Raw genomic sequence first — 17,840 nt, forward strand, 5'->3', positions numbered from 1 at the left:
TCGCGCGCCGATACGGCGCGGCCGCCGCCAGCGGCGCCGCCGGCCGAGCCGCGAATACGTCGGCCGCCGCACCGGCAGGCTCGCGATGAAACGCAAACGCCAGCGGCACGCGCGCCGAGCGCATCCCGTGCCGCATCGCGACGCCCGTTTCGGCGGGACCGACGAACAGCATGCCGTCGTCGGCCAGACGCGCGTCGAGCGAGCGGATCACGCGATCCTGCGCGTCGCGATCGAAGTAGATCAGCACGTTGCGGCAGAACACGAAATCGTAGCGAATGCCGGTATCCACGGCCGGTTCGACGAGGTTCGACTGACTGAACTGCACGCACGCGCGCACGCGCTCGTCGAGCAGCCAGCCGTCGCGGGTCGGCGTGAAGTGCCGCGCGCGAAACTCCGTCGCGGTGCCGCGGAATGCATTGCGCCCGTAGCAGCCGAGCCGCGCCTGCTCGATCGCGCGCGTGCTGAGGTCGATCGCGTCGATCGTGAAGCTGGCCGGGTCGAGCCCCGCGTCGAGCAGCGCCATCGCCGCCGAATACGGCTCCTCGCCCGTCGAGCACGGCGCGCTCAGCACGCGGATCACCCGGCCGGGCAGCGCGGCGAGCCGCTCCGTCGCGAGCCGCGCGAGCGTCGCGAAGGCCTCGCGGTCGCGGAAGAACCAGGTCTCGGGCACGACGAACAGCTCGATCAGCGCACGCCGCTCGTCGGCCGACGCGTTGAGCTGCTGCCAGTACGTGTCGAGCGCGTCCTGCGTGACGGGCGGCCGCGCCGCCGACGGCAGGCGCTCGCCGTCCGCCTGCAGCGCGTGCACGCGTTCCGTCAGCGCGCGGGTCAGGAAATCGTTGCCGAGCGAATCGGGGTCGATGCCGGTCTCGCGCAGCAGCCAGCCGCGAAATCGCGATTCGGACTCTTTCATGCGGACTCTCCCCCGTGGCCCGGCAGGCCGTCGAACAGATACAGGCGCGCGACGTCGTCGACCAGGTCGGATACCGATACCTGCTGCACGACGCCATCGGGCGTATTCGCGACAGGCCCGAGCCAGCGCGTGCGTGCGGTCGAGATGCCGCTCGAGCGGAACGCCGCGCGGTCGATCCGCATCGTCTGCGTCGCACGCTCGACGATCAGCCCGATCGTGCGCTCGCCGCCCGCGTCGTCCGCGCGGTAGCGGACCATCACGAGCCGCGTCGAGCGCAGCGCATGCGCGCGGCGCCCGAGCGCCAGCATCGGCACGTCGATCACCGGCACCGGCTGGCCGCCGCGCATCAGCAGCCCGGCGATCCAGTCCGGTGCGCCCGGCACGGCCTTCGTGACCGCGAGCGGCAGCACCTCGTCGATGCCGGCTGCGTCGAGCGCATAGCGCCCGCCATCGAGCTCGAACATCAGGAACAGCGCGTGGGCGCCGTTCTGCGGGTCGGCGCGCGTCACGCGTCGACCTTGAAGCGCGACACGCTGGTGCGCAACTGGTTCGCGACGAGCGTCAGGTCGTCGATCGCCTGCGACGACTGGCGCAGCGACTCGGCCGTCTGCTGCGCGGCCTCCGACAGCTGCGACAGCGCCTGCGTGATCTGCTCGGCGCCGTTCGCCTGCGTCTGCATCCCTTCGTTGACCATCTGGAAGCGCGGCGCGAGCGTCTGCACCTCGGCGATGATCTGCGACAGCTGCCCGCCGACCTGCTGCACGTCGAGCATCCCGCGGCGCACTTCCTCGGAGAACTTGTCCATCCCCATCACGCCCGCCGACACCGCCGACTGGATTTCCTTCACCGTCTGCTCGATGTCGTAGGTCGCCACCGCCGTCTGGTCGGCGAGGCGGCGGATCTCGGTCGCGACGACCGCGAAGCCGCGGCCGTATTCGCCGGCCTTCTCGGCCTCGATCGCCGCGTTCAGCGACAGCAGGTTGGTCTGGTCGGCCACCTTGGTGATCGTCGCGACCACCTGGTTGATGTTCAGCGCCTTCTCGTTGAGGATCGCGAGCTTCGCGTTCACCGAACCGGCCGCGTCCATCACGCTGCGCATCGTCTCGCCCATCCGCGTGAGCCCGCTCTGGCTCACGCCCGCGAGCGTCGCCGACTGCTCGGCCACGCCGGCCACCTCGTTCATCGTGCGCAGCAGGTCGCGCGACGTCGCGAAGATCTCGCGCGAGGTCGCGCCGATCTCGGTCGTCGTCGCCGCGGTTTCGTTCGCGGTCGCCTGCTGCTCGCGCGACGTCGCCGCGATCTCGGCCACCGACGTCGTCACCTGCAGCGACGATTGCTGCGCGCGGGCGACGAGCTCGGTCAGCTCGTCGGCCATCCGGTTGAAGCCCGTCTCGAGCGTGCCGAATTCGTCGCGGCGGCGCAGGTCGAGGCGGCGCGTCAGGTTGCCGGTGCGCATCACGTCGTGCACCTCGACGAGCCGCGCCATCGGGACGGTGACCGAGCGGTACAGCAGGTAGCCGAGCCCGAGCGCGGACAGCAGCATGATCGTCAGCGCGCCGACGAGCACGACCTCGGTGTCCTGCACGGATTCGCGGATCAGCTTCGCGGACTGCTCGGCGAACTTGCGGTTTTCCTGCACCAGCACGTTCGCGTTGCGCACGACCTCGGTCCACGCGGGCAGCGCTTTCGCGTACGCGGCGACGGCCTCCTCGCGCGACACGCGGCTCTTCTGCACGGCGTCGTTCAGCAGCGGCACGTAGTGGTCGAACGCGCCGCGGAACGCCGCGAAGCGCTGCCGGTCGTCGTCGCGGAACGTCGTGCTCTGATAGTCGACCGACAACGCCTCGACCTCCTTCAGCGCATCGGCGATTTTCGCGAGATCGCGATGCACGCTGTCGGGGTCGGTTTCGACGAACGTCGCCTGCTGCAACAGCATGAACGATTCGTTGACCGAACCGCGCAGCGACGACGCAAGGTAGACGCCCGGCAGCGAGTCGCGCTCGATGCTGACGGCTTCGCTGTTGATCGCGCGCAGTCGCTCGTAAGAGACGCCGGCTGTCACCAGCATCAGCACGAACAGCACGCCGAAGCTGAGCAGGATGCGATTGCCGAGCGTCAGCCGGGCAGCGCCGATCGTCGGATGCAGGCTTTCATTGGTCGCGCGGGGCGTCACGGTGGCCATGTTCGTTATGGGCTTTATAAAATCAGCGTTGAAAAAATCCACGCCCGCCGGCGCGCCGGACGGCGCGCCGCGAGCACATCAGGGTCTCTCGGGCAGCGCGGCGCCGGCAGGCCGCGCCGCGACATCACCGCTCCGCTTGCGCCGGCAGCCGAAGCGCGACCATGAAGCCGCGCGCGGTATTGCGCATCAGGATCTGGCCGCGATGCCGCGCCGCCGTCGCGCGGACGAACGCGAGCCCGAGGCCGAAACCGCCGCGCGCCGCGCCATGCGCGGATTCGAGCTGCACGAACGACTCGGTCGCGGCCGTGCGCTGCTCCGGCGCGATTCCCGCGCCGGTGTCCTCGACACCGATCAGCCAGGCGCCGTCCTCGCTGCCCAGCGTGCAGTGCACGTCCGTGCCGGCCGGGCCGTACTTCAGCCCGTTGTCGATCAGGTTCGCGACCGCGCGCGTCAGCATCATGCGATCGCCCATCGTTACGCATTCGGTATCGGGCACGTGCGCGGCGACCCGGCTGCCGAGCCCGGCCGCCTTCTCCCACAGCTGGTCGACGGCGTCGAGCACGATCTCGTTGAGACTCACGACCTCGTGCGCGCGGCGCTCGGACTGCGCGCGGGTCAGGTGGATGAAGCCGTCGGCCAGCGCGAGCGCGCGCCGCGCATGGCCGGCAATGCGCTCCATGATCGCCGGCATCTCGCCGTGCTCGGCCCGGTAGACGTCGAGCAGCGCGAGGATCGACGTCTGCGGCGAACGCATGTCGTGCGACAGGAAATCGAGCGCCTCGTCGCGCTGCCGGGACATCAGGTAAGAATTCGAGTGATAGCGGATCCGGGCAGCCAGCTCCATCGCGTCGGGGAGCTTCACCAGATAGTCGTTCGCGCCGGCGATGAACGCCTCGCGCTTGACGATCGGCTCCTCCTTCGCGGACAGCACGATGATCGGCACGCGAGCGGTGCCGGCGTCCGCACGCCACGCGCGGACCAGATCGAGGCCGTCGATCTCCGGCATCACGAGATCCTGCAGGATGACCGTCGGCTTCACGTCGCGCGCGACCGCCATCGCCCGGTGCGCGTCGGTGCACACATGCAGGTCGATGTCATGTTCGCTGCGCAGCGCGCGGCGGATCACCTCGCCGACGAACGGTTGATCGTCGACGAGAAGGACCGATAACCCCGATTCAAGACAATCCGAGGCATTATCACCGCTCGATTCTTTCATAAATACAGTTTCAAACGCCGATTCTCCAATCGATTCTTTCATAGGAGTTGTTTATCAGACTTGGACGCTATCTTATTTCAGCGGTTGAAAACCCCGCCTGATTCCGCCGAATTGGCCTGTCGGCACCGCCTTGCAGGGTTTTGGACGCCGATTTCTCCCCGTTGGCGACCGTATTACCTCCGCATCCTTTCTCTCAATAAACATAACCGGCTGATTCTAAATGAAATTAGAACACAGCATCTATCTCAATCCGGTTTAGTTTTGCCAAATATGCAGAAAGAGAGGGAAACCGTTTAATCGGATCATTTCAGGATTCGAAAGACGATAACGTTTGCGAGACCCGTGCGATAAGGCTTGCATGCGCTGCAAGGCTGGCTGCCGCCGCATTTGAGGGCCGGATGAATATCCGTCGAATCGGCGGGCGCGCGAAAGAAAGAAGCGCGCCGGGCAACGATCGGCCCGGGCGCGCTTCGGGCCGGCCGACGCCGGCCGCTCGATGGCGATGTGACGGAGGTGCGCGGCCTTACCCGCGCGCGTGCTGCGCGGACACTTCCTGCAGGTCGAGGTCGCGTTCGAGCGCGTGCAGCATCTCGTCGTGGATGCGCCCCGAACGGTGCAGGCGCAACAGTTCCGCGCGCCCGGCCCGGATCGCGGCCAGCACGACGTCGTAGTGCGCGGCACGCACTTCAGCCGGATACGTCGGCTCGTTCTTCGTCCTTTCCGTCAATTCCGCGCGATACGTGTACTGCTCGAGCAGGCGCGGATGGATCACGACCCCGTTCTCGTCGCGCACGAGCGGCTGGATCGCCGCGAGCTGCGCCGCCTCGACATACGCCCACGTCTGCGGCTCGGTCAGGTGGTGCGACGCGCGTTCTTCACGCTGCGGCAGGCGCAGCAGCCGGATCAGCGGCCCGATCGTCGTGCCCTGCAGCAGCACGGTGACGAGGATCACCGCGAACGACGCGACCAGGATCACGTCGCGGCCGGGCATCGCCTCGGGCAGCGACAGCGCGATCGCCAGCGTGACGACGCCGCGCATCCCGGCCCAGCTCATGATCGTCGCGGCCTTCCAGTCGGGCGCTTCGCCGCGCCGCGCGATCCCGCGCACCGGCCACTTCAGCGCCTCGACCGCGTAGATCCACACGAAGCGCGACACGATCACCGCCGCCAGCACCGCGAGCATCGGCGGCACCATCGTGGCGAGCACCTGCTCGAAACCGCCGAGCCGGTGGATCGCGCCGCGCAGCGACAGCCCGATCAGCACGAACACCATCGCTTCGAGCAGGAACACGATGACCTGCCAGAACGCGGTGCCGCGCGTGCGCACCGCCGCCGAGAACACCTCGTGCTGATGCCAGCCGACGATCATGCCGGCCGTGACGGTGGCGATCACGCCGGACACTTCGACCATTTCCCCGGCGATATACGCGATCCAGCCGGCGATCACCGCGACGGTGATCACGAGATAGTCGTCGTCGAGCAGCTTCAGGAACCACACGACGAGCTTGCCGACCACGAAGCCGACCACCACGCCGCCGAGCCCGAGCTCCGCGAAACCCACGACCGCGTGGCCGAGGCTGAAGGTGCCCGACAGCGCCGCTACGACCGCGAAGCGGAACAGCACGAGGCCGGCCGCATCGTTCAGCAGGCTTTCGCCTTCGAGCAGCACCATCAGCCGGCGCGGCAGCGCGACGCGCTCGAGCACGGCCTTCGCTGCCACGGCGTCGGGCGGCGACACGATCGCCCCGAGTGCGAAGCACGCGGCCCACGGCAGCGACGGCGCCACCCAGTGCACGGCGAAGCCGACCGCGAACGTCGTGAACACGACCGCGCCGATCGCGAGCAGCAGGATGCCGCCGACGTTGCGCTTGAACTCCTCCCACACCGAGAAGTACGCGCCGTCCATCAGCAGCGGCGGCAGGAACACCAGCAGCACCAGTTCCGGATCGAGATTGATCGGCGGCAGGCCGGGAATGAACGCGATACCGATGCCGCCGATCAGCAGCGCGGCCGCGGGCGGCAACCGCAGCCGCTTGGCGATGCATTCGAGCGCGACGATCGCGAGAAATGACAACAAAACCAGCTTGAATGCCGAGACGGGGGACATGAATCGACCTCGTGAAGAATGAATTCGCGCTTTCCGGTGTCGTACCCCGGTCGGCAGTTTCGCGCGATTACATCACGAGGCGAGGCCCCCAGTCGAGTGTGCTCGGGCCGCCCGCCGCGCGAGGCGGTCACGGTGCGGGTCCGGCGCCGGCCCATTGCGCGCGGCGCCATGAAAAACGGCACGCGGGCCGGCCCGATCACCCGCCCGCGTGCCGTCGCGGCACCGCGCCGCCTGCCCGCGCGTTACCGGCGCCGCACGACCATCAGCCGCGGCTCGGTCATGTCCTCGATCGCGTAGCGGATCCCTTCGCGGCCGAGCCCCGAATCCTTCACGCCGCCGTACGGCATGTTGTCGACGCGGAACGACGGCACGTCGTTGATCACGACGCCGCCGACCTCCAGCTCGTCCCACGCGCGCTGCGCATGCGTGAGCGAATCGGTGAACACGCCGGCCTGCAGCCCGAAGTCGCTGTCGTTCACGCGCGCGAGCGCATCGTCGAACCGGTCGAACTTCTCGAGGATCGCAACGGGGCCGAATGCCTCCTTCCGGTACAGATCCTGCTCGTGCCCGACGTTTTCCAGCAGCGTCGCCTCGAACATCGCGCCATCGACCTTGCCGCCCGCGACGATCTTCGCGCCCGCCGCGACCGCCGCGTCCATCCAGCCCGACAGCCGGCGCGACTCGGATTCCGAGATCATCGGGCCGACGAACGTCGACGGATCCTTCGGGTCGCCCATCTTCAGCGAACGCGTCTTCGCGATCAGTTTCTCGCGCAACGCGTCGTACAGGTCGGCATGCACGAGGATCCGCTGCACGCCGATGCAGCTCTGGCCCGACTGGTAATACGCGCCGAACGCAAGGCGCTCGACCACGTAGTCGAGCTGGTCGCGCTGGTCCGCATCGACGATCGCGGCCGCGTTGCCGCCAAGCTCCAGCACGACTTTCTTCTTGCCGGCCTTCTCCTTCAGCGCCCAGCCGACGGCCGGCGAACCCGTGAACGACAGCAGCTTGAACCGCTCGTCGGTCGTGAACAGGTCGGCGCCGTCGCGATGCGCGGGCAGCACCGAGAATGCGCCCTTCGGCAAGTCGGTTTCCGCGAGCACCTCGCCGATGATCAGCGCGCCGATCGGCGTGCGGCTCGCCGGCTTCAGCACGAACGGACAGCCGGCCGCGAGCGCGGGCGCGACCTTGTGCGCGGCGAGATTCAGCGGGAAGTTGAACGGCGAGATGAACGAGCACGGGCCGACCGGCACGCGCTTCGTGTAGCCCGTGTAGCCCTGCGCACGCGCGGAGATCTCGAGGTTGATGATCTCGCCGTCGATCCGCACCGATTCCTCGGACGCCACGCGGAACGTGTCGATCAGCCGCGTCACTTCGCCCTTCGAATCGTTGATCGGCTTGCCGGCCTCGATGCACAGCGCCTCGGCCAGCTCGTCGAAGCGCTCGCGAAAGCGCGCGACGCAATGATCGAGCACGGCCTGCCGCTTGTAGGGCGGCAGCTCGCGCATCGGCTTCGCGGCATCGACCGCCGCGCCGATCGCCGCGTCGATGGCCTTCGCATCGGCCAGCGCGACGCGTGTCGCGACCTTGCCGCTGAACTTGTCCGTCACCTCCAGATCGGTGTTCGCGTAGACGGCCTCGTTGGCGAGGTAGTACGGGTAGGTTTCCTTCAACATGGAACGACTCCTTCCTGTGAACGTGGCATTCAGAGTTGCGCCGACAGGCGCTTGATCTCGCGGTTCAGCACGCGCTCGTTGTCCGAGTAGTCGATCGGCACGTCGATCACGTGCACGCCCGGCGACGAGAAACACTCGCGCAGCAGCGGCTCGAGATCGTCGGCCGATTCGACGCGATGCCCGTGCGCACCGTAGCTTTGCGCATACGCGACGAAATCGGGGTTCTGCAGCGTCATCGCGAAATCGGGGAAATTCATGTTCTCCTGCTTCCAGCGGATCATCCCGAACGCGTCGTCGCGCAGGATCATCACGACGAGGTCGAGCTTCAGCCGCACCGCGGTTTCGAGCTCCTGCGAATTCATCATGAACCCGCCGTCGCCGCACACGGCGATCACCTTGCGCTGCGGATGCACGATCTTCGTCGCGATCGCCGACGGCAGGCCCGCGCCCATCGACGCGAGCGCGTTGTCGAGCAGCAGCGAATTCGGCTCGTGCGCGCGCCAGTAGCGCGCGAACCAGATCTTGTACATCCCGTTGTCGAGACAGACGATGCCGTCGACCGGCATCGCGTTGTACAGATCGTTGACGATCCGCACCGGGTACATCGGGAAGCGAGAGTCGTGCTGGCCTTTCTGCAGATGCGCGTCGAAATGCGCCTTGATCATCCGGAAGCGCTCGAAATCCCAGTGCGATTGCGGCGCAAGCGCTTCCTTCATCTGCCACACCGCGTTCGCGATGTCGCCGACCACCTCGATCTGCGGGAAGTAGACGGGGTCGACCTGCGCGCCGAGGAAGTTCACGTGGATCACGGTCTTGTCGTCGGTACGCATGAAGAACGGCGGCTTCTCGATCACGTCGTGGCCGACGTTGATGATGCAGTCCGCATGCTCGATCGCACGGTGCACGAAATCGCCGTCGGACAGCGTCGCGTTGCCGAGCCACAGCGGATGCGTCTCGTCGATCACGCCCTTGCCCATCTGCGTCGTGAAGAACGGGATCCCCGTCTTGTCGACGAATTCGAGCAGCATCTTGCAGGTGGTCTTGCGGTTGCCGCCCGCGCCGATCATCAGCAGCGGATGCCGCGCGGCCTGGATCGCGTCGACCGCATGCGCGACCGCCTTCTCCTCGGCCACCGGCCGCCGGCTGTAGCTGCGCGGGATCGGCTTGCCGTCGCCCTCCTCGTGCGCGATGTCTTCCGGCAGCTCGAGGTGCGCGGCGCCAGGGCGCTCTTCCTCCGCGCGGCGGAACGCCTCGCGCACGGCCGACGGGATGTTGCCGATCGAGACGATCTGCCGCGTGAACTTCGTGAGCGGCTGCATCATGTCGACCACGTCGACGATCTGGAAGTGGCCCTGCTTGCTGGACTTGATCGGCTTCTGCCCGGTGATCATCAGCATCGGCATGCCGCCGAGCTGCGCATAGGCGGCCGCCGTGACGAAGTTCGTCGCGCCGGGCCCGAGCGTGGCGATACACACGCCGGTGCGGCCCGTCAGGCGGCCGTAGGTGGCGGCCATGAACCCGGCCGCCTGCTCGTGCCGGGTCAGCACGAGCTTGATCTTCGATCGCCGCAGCGATTCGAGCAGATCGAGATTTTCCTCGCCGGGAATGCCGAACACGTACTCGACGCCTTCGGCTTCCAGCGCCTTCACGAACAGATCCGATGCTTTCATGGGGGACTCTCGGTTGATGCCGCCTGCCCGGCCTACGGACACGCAGCGTTCAGAACGCGCGCCGGCCTACGGCACGCGGACGCTTTACCTACTGGACACAAACCACGGCACTGCCCGCCGCGCGGCACGTGCTGCACGGCGGCGCCTCCGGATACCGGAGGACAAACGGATCCGCCCGCGCGTGGCGAACACGCACGGGCGGCAAGGACGTTTTTGATTGTAGACGGATTCGGAAGATCCCGACTTCGGCCGAACGGCCATTTGGCACACAGGCGCAGCGCGTCGCCCTACTGTGGCGGCATCGAAATTCAACGCATCAAACATGTGAACCATGGTTGACACACTGCAATCCATGCCCTACAGTGCGCCTACATTCAGCATCCGAACCACCGACGTCTTCGACGCCTGGTTTGCCGGCCTGCAGGATCGCGTCGCGAAGCGCCGCATCCAGGCACGCATCGACCGCCTCTCGATGGGCAATCCGGGCGACTGGAAGTCCGCCGGCTCGCCGGTCGTCGAGATGCGGATCGACCACGGCCCGGGCTATCGCGTCTACTACGTCCGGCGCGGAACGATCTGGGTCATCCTGCTCTGCGGCGGCGATAAATCGACGCAACAGGCCTACATCCGCGCCGCGCACGCGATGCTCGCGCATCTCGACATGGAGTAACCGATGGACAAGATCAGCACCCGGCCGTGGGATTCGGCCGATCATCTGAAAACCGAAGACGACATGGCCGACTACTTCGAAGCGTGCCTGCAGGAAGCCGGCGACGATCCGGCCTTCATCGCGCATGCGCTCGGCGTGATCGCACGGGCACGCGGCATGTCGCAGGTCGCGCGCGATGCGGGCCTGTCGCGCGAGGGGCTGTACAAGGCGCTGTCGCACGACGGCAACCCGAGCTTCGGCACGATCCTGAAGGTCATCAAGGCGCTCGGCCTGCAGCTGCACGGCTCGAAAGCGCACGCATGATGCGCGGGCGCGGCCGGTCTCGCGCGCCGCGCGATACCCGTGGCCGTGTCAGTGCAGCCAGCCGGCCGCCCAGCGCGGCACCAGCGACACCAGATACAACCCGAGCCCGATCAGCCCGCCGACCAGCGTGCCGTTGATGCGGATGTATTGCAGATCCTTGCCGATGTTCAGCTCGATCTGCCGCGACATCTCGCGTGCATCCCAGTTGCGCACCGTGTCGCGGATGTGACGCATCAGGAAATCCGCGAAATCCGGCGCCATCTCGTGCACGGCCTTCTCCACGTGCTCGTTCAGCGACGCACGCAATGCCGGGCTCTCCGCGAGCCGCGCACCGAGCCAGCCGCCGAGCATCGCGGCCTGCCGGTGCAGCGCCGAATCGGGGCGCGCGAGATCGGCCTTCAGCCACGCGCGCAACTGGTCCCACAGGTCGCGCACATAGTCGTTGAACGCAGCGCCGTCTCGGACATAGCGCTTGATCTCCTCGCCCTTCTCGATGAACGCGGGATCGTGCTTCAACCGCTCGGTCAAGCGCAGGACCGTCCGGTCGAAACGTTGCCGCAGTTCGTGCTCGGGATCGGCCGCCACGCCTTCCAGCACACGGCTCACCGCGCTCGCGAGCATCCGTGCGCCGTTCTCGCCGAACCACTGCGTCGGCATGATCTTCTCGACCTTCGGGTACTGCGTCTTCAGCCATTCGACGATGAAACCCGCGATCACCTCGCGGTTCTCCTCCTTGTCGAGCACGTCGACCACCTGTTCGATCGCATCGTCGAGCAGCACCTGGTGGCGGCCGTCCTTCGTCAGCGTGTCGAGGATCGCGCCGGCCGATTGCGACAGGTCGATGCGGTCGATCACCGCGCGAAACGCGTCGTGCACGAACGACTGGATCCGCGCGTCGTCGGTCATGTCGAGCGCGAAACTCATCAGCTTCGTCACATAGCCGCCGAGCGCCTCGGTGTTCGCCGGCTCGCCGAGCCACGCGCCGAGTTTCTGCGCGGGATCGTGCTGGCGGATCTGCGCGGCAAGTGCGTCGGGGCCGAGGAATTTCTCGCGCACGAACACCGCGAGGTTGTCGGCGATCTTGTCCTTGTTCTTCGGAATGATCTCGGTGTGGCGCGACACGAACGGGATCGGCACGCGGCGGAACAGCGCGACGACCGCGAACCAGTCGGCGAGCGCGCCGACCATCGCGGCTTCGACCACGGCCTTGACGCCGTCGACCCACGGGCCGCGCGGCAGCAGGATCGTCGTGACGAACACCGCGACGGCGGCCAGCAGCAGCCACAGCGCGCGGCGCTTGCTGCGTTTGAGTTCGAGGGCTTTGTCTGGCGTCATGGGCAACCGGTCGGGCGAACGATGCCGCTAATATGCACCGGTTGCGGGGCTGCCGACAAACATTGCGGCCCCCTGCGCGCGGGCAGCGCCCCGCCGGAGCCGACCGACGGAGCGCGCACGGCGCCGGCCGGCATCGCTGCCGTATGCCGCCCCGGACGACCGGGCGCCCGTTACATGAACGTCTTCAGGTTCACCGCCGGATCCGCGAGCTTCACCGGGTCCGGCACCGCCCCCGCCGCGATCAACCGGCGCGATGCGCCGATGTCACGCCCCAGGTTCGCCGCCGCCACCGCGACGATCCTGCCGTCATCCCCCAGCCCGAACACCGTGAACGGCCCGCTCGCCGGATCGCCGCGCACGACGATCGTGCGCTCGCTGCCGAACAGCCCGAGCATCTGCAGGTTGCAGTCGTACTGATCGGACCACAGCCACGGCAGCTCGGCATAGCGCTCGTCGGCGCCGAGCAGGTTCGCGGCCGCGACCGCCGGCTGGTTTTCGGCCACCTGCCACGATTCGATCCGCACGTGACGCCCGAGCAGGGGATTGAAGTGCATCGTCACCTCGCCCGCCGCGAAGATCGCCGGATCGGCCGTGCGGCAGCCCGCGTCGACGCGAATCCCGTTGTCGACCTCGAGCCCCGCTGCTTGCGCGACCTCGACATTCGGCACCACACCGATGCCGACCACGACGAGGTCGGCCGGCACGTCGCCGTGATCGGTCTCGACGATCGCGCCGCCGCCCGGTGCACGACGGATCGCGCGCGGCAGCGTCGCCATCTGAAACACCACGCCGCGCGCATCGTGCAACTGATGCGCATACGCGCCGACCACTTCCGGCAACGCGCGCTGCAGCAGGCGCGGCGCCGGATCGATCACCGTCACGTCGCAGCCGAGCTGGCGCGCCGCCGCCGCGACCTCCAGCCCGATGAACCCGCCGCCGAGCACCGCCACGCGGCGGCCCGGCGCAAGCTGCGCGCGCAACGCACGTGCATCGTCGACCGTGCGGACGTAATGCGGCGTGACGCCCGCGTCGATCTCACCACCGAACATGCGCACCCGCGAACCCGTCGCGAGCACGAGCCGCACATAAGCCAGCGTCGTGCCGTCGTCGAGCCGCACGCGCTGCGCATCGCGCTCGATCGCATCGACACGCGTACCGAGCCGCAGCTCGATGCGCTGCGCGTCGTACCACGCCGCATCGCGCACGAACGCGCGCTGCTCGCCGCCGTCGTTCAGCAGCGCATCCTTCGACAGCGCGGGCCGGTCGTACGGCAGCTCGCGCTCCGCGCCGATCATCACGATGCGCGCCGCCGCATCGCGCTCGCGCAGCGCTTCGGCCGTGCGCCGCGCGGCATGCCCGGCGCCGACGATCACGAACGGATCAGCCGACATTGACTTCCACCTGCCCGTCGACGATCCGGATCGGATAGGTCCGGACCGGCTCCGTGATCGGCGCGCATTTCGGCGCGCCGGTGCGGATGTCGATCAGCCCCTGATGCAGCGGGCATTCGACGCAGCCGTCCTCCACATAGCCTTCGGACAGCCGCGCATGGCCGTGCGTGCAGAGGTCGTGCATCGCGAACAGTTCGTCGCCGATCCGGAACACGGCGATCGGCTTCTGGCCGGCGACGCGCGCCGCCGGTTCGTCTTCGGAGAATTCGTCGAAAGCGCCGAGCGGATGCCACTCGGCGAGCGTTGCTTCGGTCATGTCTGTTCCTTGCTTCCGTATCAGATCGGGGTGGCGAGCAGCGTCTGCACGCGCGACGTGTCGTAGATCACCCGCTTGGTCTTGTAGCGCAGCCCGTCCGGCGTGCGCACGACCGTGTCGTAGTACTTGCCGGCCTGGTACACGTTCGACTCGCCGTTGCTGCGCGTCTGCACGACGACGTAGTTGCTCTCGGTATCGATCTCGCCGTCGCGTTCCGCGACGATCGTGAGGCCCGACGTCATGTGCCGGTACGTGTGCTCCTCAAAGATGTTCGCGTGCCGCAGCGACACCACGCGGTCGCGCAGCATCCGCTGGTTCGTGCAGTGGACGATCCCGACCGGCAGCCCGAGGTCGGCGTTCTCCTTCGGCACGATTTCGTACGTGCAGTCCTCGGTGAACATCGTCGGCCATGCTTCGAGCCGGTTGTTGTCGAGGTGCCCGATATAGCGGTTCTGGAGCATGTAAATCTCGAACCACGTCTTCATGTCTTCCGTCAGGTTTTCCATCGTTCCGCGCTCCCGCTTCAATAGCCCATCAGCTTCTGGTAGCCGACCCAGAACTTGCGGATCAGGCTTTCGGTGATCACCGTGTCCTGCTGGTCCGGATTGCCGCGCGACATCTCGATCACCGACGTCGCGTCGCCGTCGCGCACCGTGCCGCGCTGCACGAGCTCGGTCGCCTCCGTGTCCTCCATCGAGATGTAGCCGGCAGGCCCGACGAGGTTCGCCTGCTTGATGCGCAGCGCGCGCAGCTCCGGCGTATCGTCCGCGTAGCCGAAGAAGTGGAAGATCAGTTCGAAGTTGTCCGGGCCTTTCGGCAGGATCTGCCGCGCGACCAGCGTGTTGTGGATCTGCTGGATCACGAGCTGCGGGAAGATCGGCTGGATATGGTTCGTGCAGTCCTCGTCGTATTCCGACACGAGGTCGAGAATCGATTCGTCTTCCAGATGAAAGCCTTCGTCGAACGAGCGGATGTTCTGCTGCTTGTAGGCGGCCGACGTGTCGTCGCCCGTCTTCGTCACCGTGATGATGCTGTGCAGCCCGTGGTTCGCATCCGGGATCGAGCGCGCCTTCATCCCGACGCGGAAGATGTTGAAGGTCGTATGGAACAGGTGCAGCATGCTCGCGTGATACGGGTCCTTCACGTTCTCCATGTACAGCTTCCAGTTCGACTTCGAATACTGGCGCGTACAGCCGAGATACTCGATCGGCTTGTGGAAGATCCGGTCGATCCACGGGCGCATCTGCTCGCCGAGATAGTCGGGCAGCGGCATCACGTCGTCGCTGAAGGTGGCGAACACGAGCCCGCGGTAGCTGTCGACGCGCAGCTTGCGCAGCCCGTGCTGCTTCGGGTCGAAGTCGGCCGGCATCCCGGACATCCCCTTCTGGCCGCGCCGGAACGGCACGCCGAGCAGGTTGCCCGAATTGTCGAAGCTCCACTGGTGATAGACACACGTGTGCGAGCTCGCGTTGCCGCGCGACTTGCGGCACACCTGCGCGCCGCGGTGCGCGCAACGGTTCACCCACGCGGACAGCGTGCCGTCCTCGGTGCGCGTGACGACCACCGGCGTGTCGCCGACGAACGTGCTCTTGAAATCGCCGGCGTTCGGGATTTCCGCTTCCAGCGCGACGAAGTTCCACGTCGGGCCGCGGAAGATGCGCTCCTGCTCGCGATCGTAGACCGCGCGCGAGCTGAACACCTTGTACGGCACGCGCGAGCCGTCGTCGTGCGGAAAGCTCACGTCGGACGCGTCGTCGCGCGCGGCGAAAACGACGGGCGATTCTGTCTGCTCCATGTCGGACTCCTTGTCGATCCGTTGCGTTGAATGCATGGAGCCGATTTTTGAAAAGCTAATATTCGCCGTCTATCCGGAAAGTGCGATTGCGGCGGTGCAATATCCACTTTCGGCGGATTTCTGCGCTAGCATGACGGCACACACGACCCGGCGCACGATCGCGACCCATTGATCGGATCGAAGCGCACGCCGTCCACACCAAGGCTGATGCCCATGTCCCCAACGTCGTTCGAGCCGCTCGCGCTGCGCGCGCACCGGCTGTTCGAATCCCGCGATCTCGACGAGACACGCGAGCGGATCTCGCGCGTGATGCAGCCGCATGCGCTGCTGCCGAGCGGCCGCACGCGGGGTGCGTCGCACATGGATTTCGTCAGGCTCGGCGGGCTCGGGATCGGCACGATCGCGTTCGGCGACGCGATGCGCGTGCAGGTCGACGCGGTCGACGGCTACTACCTGCTGATGTTCTGCCTGTCCGGCCAGGCCGAGGTGCGCGCGATGGGGCGGCAGCTCGGCGTCGACGGCCAGACCGGCGTGCTGTGTGCGCCCGGCGAACGCTTCGACGCGGTACTGTCGGCCGATTGCGAGCAGTTCGTGCTGCGCATCGACGCGGCGACCGTCGGCTCGCTGACCGGCGACCCGCGCGCGACGCTCGATCCCGTGCTGCACGTCAGCGACGCCGCGCTCGCCGCGTGGCGCCAGCAACTGATGCTCGTCGCCCGCTCGCCCGAACTGCTCGAACGCGCGAACGCGAACCCGCGCGTTGCCTCCCAGCTCGAGCACCTGCTGATCGACCTGCTGATCGAAGGCCATCCGCCGTCCGTGCTGCAGGCGTCGCACCGCGACCCGGCGCCGGGCTTCGTCCGGCGCGCGCAGGAGTTCGTGAACGCGCACTACGCGCAGCCGCTGCAGCTCGCCGATATCGTCCAGGCCGCCAACGTGCCGGAACGGACGCTGCGCGACGCATTCCTGCAGTTCCGCGGAATGAGCCCGATGCAATACCTGCGCGCGACGCGGCTCGACCATGCGCGCGAGCTGCTGCGCGGCGCGGTGTCCGACCGGCGGATCGCCGATGTCGCGCTCGACTGCGGGTTTACGCACCTGGGGCGCTTCGCGATCGCGTATCGGGAGAAGTTCGGGGAATCGCCGTCGGAAACGCTCGACGGGAAGCGGTGACGGCGCGTACGCTCGCGCGCCCGGCATGCTTGCACGGCTGGCCCGCGACGTTGAACGAAACGGCATGAGATCGCGATGCCCTCCCGGCGTTTGCCAGCGCTCGCCGAAACCGACCGTTAGTTGCGATTTAGGGGGCAATGACGATCGTCACCCCACCGGCACGATCATCTCCCGCGCAATCGCGCAAAATGCGGCCGTCGCCGCGCTTGCGCCGTGCAGCCGGCGGCTCATGATGATCGGCGACGTCGCGGCCGGCTCCGGCAACCGCCGGTAGACCACGCCCTTCACGCGCACGCCCTCGACGCTCTCCGGCACCAGCGACACGCCAACCTGCGCGGCCACGAGCCCGAGCGCCGTCTGCAGCTCGCGCACCTCGTGAACGGCCGCCGGCACCAGCGCGCCGTCGCGCAGCGCCGAGACCTGCTGATCGGCGAAGCTCGGCCGCGGCGTGCTCGGATAGACGATCAGCGTCTCGTTCGCGATATCCGCGAGCGTCAGCGGCCGGGCCGGATCGGCGAGCCGATGCCCGACCGGCAGCGCCGCGATCAGCTTTTCCTCGATCAGCGCCTCGCGCACCAGCTGGTCGTCGTCGAAGCGCAGCCGGCCGAAGCCCACGTCGATCCGCCCGCCCTTCAGCGCGCCGAGCTGCTCGAGCGTGAACATTTCGATCAGCGACAACTCGACGTCCGGCTGCGCCTCGCGAAACGCGCGGATCACGTCCGGCAGCGCGCCGTACAACGTCGACGGCACGAAGCCGATCACGATCCGCTCCGACAGTTGCGCGAGCCGCCGCGTCAGCGGGCCGAGCTCGTCGGCCTGGTCAACGAGGCGCTTCGCCTGCGCATAGAACACCCGCCCCGCATCCGTCAGTTTCAGCGGCCGCGCGCCGCGCTCGAACAGCGGCAGCCCGATCTCGTCCTCGATCGCCTGGAGCTGGCGGCTGAGCGGCGGCTGCGTCATGTGCAGCCGCTCGGCCGCCCGCGTGATGTTCATTTCCTCGGCGACGGCGATGAAGTAGCGGAGCTGACGCAATTCCATTTCATGCCTCAAAGGTATGGAAGTAGTCGGAAAGAGTGTTGGACGACGCGGGGCG

At 67.4% G+C, this 17,840-nt stretch carries 16 protein-coding genes; 3 read left to right on the forward strand and 13 right to left on the reverse strand.

The genetic code is table 11. The features are described 5' to 3' along the window. The 7 genes from G3N96_RS05750 to G3N96_RS05780 all read right to left on the reverse strand — a co-directional run. Nucleotides 1-913: protein-glutamate O-methyltransferase CheR (locus G3N96_RS05750; protein ID WP_206136604.1), on the reverse strand; the 913-nt coding region annotated here is incomplete at its 3' end. After that, nucleotides 910-1,422 (reverse strand): chemotaxis protein CheW, encoded by a 513-nt coding sequence (locus G3N96_RS05755; protein WP_124576251.1) that lies wholly within the window; start codon nucleotides 1,420-1,422, stop codon nucleotides 910-912. The genes G3N96_RS05755 and G3N96_RS05750, both read right to left, overlap by 4 nt. Further along, a complete protein-coding gene (locus G3N96_RS05760; protein WP_124576250.1) occupies nucleotides 1,419-3,095 on the reverse strand; it encodes a methyl-accepting chemotaxis protein in 1,677 nt (558 codons plus the stop codon). Before G3N96_RS05760 ends, G3N96_RS05755 begins: the two co-directional genes overlap by 4 nt. Before the next feature lie 124 nt (nucleotides 3,096-3,219). Continuing rightward, nucleotides 3,220-4,353 (reverse strand): hybrid sensor histidine kinase/response regulator, encoded by a 1,134-nt coding sequence (locus G3N96_RS05765; RefSeq protein ID WP_206136605.1) that lies wholly within the window; start codon nucleotides 4,351-4,353, stop codon nucleotides 3,220-3,222. Nucleotides 4,354-4,834: 481 nt separating this feature from the next. Then, nucleotides 4,835-6,418 (reverse strand): Na+/H+ antiporter, encoded by a 1,584-nt coding sequence (locus tag G3N96_RS05770; protein WP_124576247.1) that lies wholly within the window; start codon nucleotides 6,416-6,418, stop codon nucleotides 4,835-4,837. A 242-nt stretch (nucleotides 6,419-6,660) separates the two neighbouring features. Beyond that, nucleotides 6,661-8,094 carry an aldehyde dehydrogenase family protein gene (locus G3N96_RS05775; protein WP_206136606.1) on the reverse strand — a complete coding sequence of 478 codons (1,434 nt, stop codon included), beginning with the start codon at nucleotides 8,092-8,094 and terminating at the stop codon, nucleotides 6,661-6,663. Between the two features lie 29 nt (nucleotides 8,095-8,123). Beyond that, nucleotides 8,124-9,764, reverse strand: coding sequence for an acetolactate synthase large subunit (locus tag G3N96_RS05780; protein ID WP_206136607.1), 1,641 nt, complete (start codon nucleotides 9,762-9,764; stop codon nucleotides 8,124-8,126). Between the two features lie 352 nt (nucleotides 9,765-10,116). On the opposite strand from G3N96_RS05780, the gene G3N96_RS05785 reads away from it, so the two are divergent. Both G3N96_RS05785 and G3N96_RS05790 read left to right on the forward strand, forming a co-directional pair. Continuing rightward, nucleotides 10,117-10,434, forward strand: a complete 318-nt coding sequence (locus G3N96_RS05785) for a type II toxin-antitoxin system RelE/ParE family toxin (protein ID WP_346778880.1) — start codon at nucleotides 10,117-10,119, stop codon at nucleotides 10,432-10,434. A 3-nt stretch (nucleotides 10,435-10,437) separates the two neighbouring features. Further along, nucleotides 10,438-10,737, forward strand: a complete 300-nt coding sequence (locus tag G3N96_RS05790; RefSeq protein ID WP_039344756.1) for an addiction module antidote protein — start codon at nucleotides 10,438-10,440, stop codon at nucleotides 10,735-10,737. Between the two features lie 48 nt (nucleotides 10,738-10,785). Here the strand turns inward: G3N96_RS05790 and G3N96_RS05795 are convergent, their stop codons facing one another. The 5 genes from G3N96_RS05795 to andAc all read right to left on the reverse strand — a co-directional run bounded on the left by G3N96_RS05795 (nucleotide 10,786) and on the right by andAc (nucleotide 15,574). After that, nucleotides 10,786-12,072, reverse strand: coding sequence for a DUF445 domain-containing protein (locus tag G3N96_RS05795; protein WP_206136609.1), 1,287 nt, complete (start codon nucleotides 12,070-12,072; stop codon nucleotides 10,786-10,788). Between the two features lie 170 nt (nucleotides 12,073-12,242). Beyond that, a complete protein-coding gene (gene andAa, locus G3N96_RS05800; protein ID WP_206136610.1) occupies nucleotides 12,243-13,463 on the reverse strand; it encodes an anthranilate 1,2-dioxygenase system ferredoxin--NAD(+) reductase in 1,221 nt (406 codons plus the stop codon). After that, on the reverse strand, nucleotides 13,453-13,779 hold the full coding sequence (andAb, locus tag G3N96_RS05805) for an anthranilate 1,2-dioxygenase ferredoxin subunit AndAb (protein ID WP_006479527.1): 327 nt from the start codon (nucleotides 13,777-13,779) through the stop codon (nucleotides 13,453-13,455). The genes andAa and andAb overlap by 11 nt, the downstream gene beginning before the upstream one ends. A 20-nt stretch (nucleotides 13,780-13,799) precedes the next feature. Beyond that, nucleotides 13,800-14,285 (reverse strand): anthranilate 1,2-dioxygenase small subunit AndAd, encoded by a 486-nt coding sequence (gene andAd, locus G3N96_RS05810; RefSeq protein ID WP_206136611.1) that lies wholly within the window; start codon nucleotides 14,283-14,285, stop codon nucleotides 13,800-13,802. Between the two features lie 17 nt (nucleotides 14,286-14,302). Then, nucleotides 14,303-15,574 (reverse strand): anthranilate 1,2-dioxygenase large subunit AndAc, encoded by a 1,272-nt coding sequence (gene andAc, locus G3N96_RS05815; RefSeq protein ID WP_089443061.1) that lies wholly within the window; start codon nucleotides 15,572-15,574, stop codon nucleotides 14,303-14,305. A 213-nt stretch (nucleotides 15,575-15,787) separates the two neighbouring features. Here andAc and andR point away from each other — a divergent pair, with 213 nt between their 5' ends. Then, nucleotides 15,788-16,747 carry an anthranilate 1,2-dioxygenase regulatory protein AndR gene (gene andR / locus G3N96_RS05820; protein WP_124576240.1) on the forward strand — a complete coding sequence of 320 codons (960 nt, stop codon included), beginning with the start codon at nucleotides 15,788-15,790 and terminating at the stop codon, nucleotides 16,745-16,747. A gap of 147 nt (nucleotides 16,748-16,894) precedes the next feature. Here the strand turns inward: andR and G3N96_RS05825 are convergent, their stop codons facing one another. Then, on the reverse strand, nucleotides 16,895-17,785 hold the full coding sequence (locus G3N96_RS05825) for a LysR family transcriptional regulator (protein ID WP_206136612.1): 891 nt from the start codon (nucleotides 17,783-17,785) through the stop codon (nucleotides 16,895-16,897). Nucleotides 17,786-17,840 lie beyond the last annotated feature (55 nt).

The organism is Burkholderia sp. Se-20373, assembly GCF_017104705.1.
Lineage (GTDB): Bacteria > Pseudomonadota > Gammaproteobacteria > Burkholderiales > Burkholderiaceae > Burkholderia.

What these genes read in the sequence shown, in the direction of transcription:
- G3N96_RS05760 (WP_124576250.1), bottom strand. Translation starts at nt 3,095, where the DNA reads ATGGCCACCGTGACGCCCCGCGCGACCAATGAAAGCCTGCATCCGACG.
- G3N96_RS05790 (WP_039344756.1), top strand. Translation starts at nt 10,438, where the DNA reads ATGGACAAGATCAGCACCCGGCCGTGGGATTCGGCCGATCATCTGAAA.
- andR (WP_124576240.1), top strand. Translation starts at nt 15,788, where the DNA reads ATGTCCCCAACGTCGTTCGAGCCGCTCGCGCTGCGCGCGCACCGGCTG.
- andAd (WP_206136611.1), bottom strand. Translation starts at nt 14,285, where the DNA reads ATGGAAAACCTGACGGAAGACATGAAGACGTGGTTCGAGATTTACATG.
- andAb (WP_006479527.1), bottom strand. Translation starts at nt 13,779, where the DNA reads ATGACCGAAGCAACGCTCGCCGAGTGGCATCCGCTCGGCGCTTTCGAC.
- G3N96_RS05780 (WP_206136607.1), bottom strand. Translation starts at nt 9,764, where the DNA reads ATGAAAGCATCGGATCTGTTCGTGAAGGCGCTGGAAGCCGAAGGCGTC.
- andAc (WP_089443061.1), bottom strand. Translation starts at nt 15,574, where the DNA reads ATGGAGCAGACAGAATCGCCCGTCGTTTTCGCCGCGCGCGACGACGCG.
- G3N96_RS05770 (WP_124576247.1), bottom strand. Translation starts at nt 6,418, where the DNA reads ATGTCCCCCGTCTCGGCATTCAAGCTGGTTTTGTTGTCATTTCTCGCG.
- G3N96_RS05765 (WP_206136605.1), bottom strand. Translation starts at nt 4,353, where the DNA reads ATGAAAGAATCGATTGGAGAATCGGCGTTTGAAACTGTATTTATGAAA.
- G3N96_RS05775 (WP_206136606.1), bottom strand. Translation starts at nt 8,094, where the DNA reads ATGTTGAAGGAAACCTACCCGTACTACCTCGCCAACGAGGCCGTCTAC.
- G3N96_RS05795 (WP_206136609.1), bottom strand. Translation starts at nt 12,072, where the DNA reads ATGACGCCAGACAAAGCCCTCGAACTCAAACGCAGCAAGCGCCGCGCG.
- G3N96_RS05825 (WP_206136612.1), bottom strand. Translation starts at nt 17,785, where the DNA reads ATGGAATTGCGTCAGCTCCGCTACTTCATCGCCGTCGCCGAGGAAATG.
- andAa (WP_206136610.1), bottom strand. Translation starts at nt 13,463, where the DNA reads ATGTCGGCTGATCCGTTCGTGATCGTCGGCGCCGGGCATGCCGCGCGG.
- G3N96_RS05785 (WP_346778880.1), top strand. Translation starts at nt 10,117, where the DNA reads ATGCCCTACAGTGCGCCTACATTCAGCATCCGAACCACCGACGTCTTC.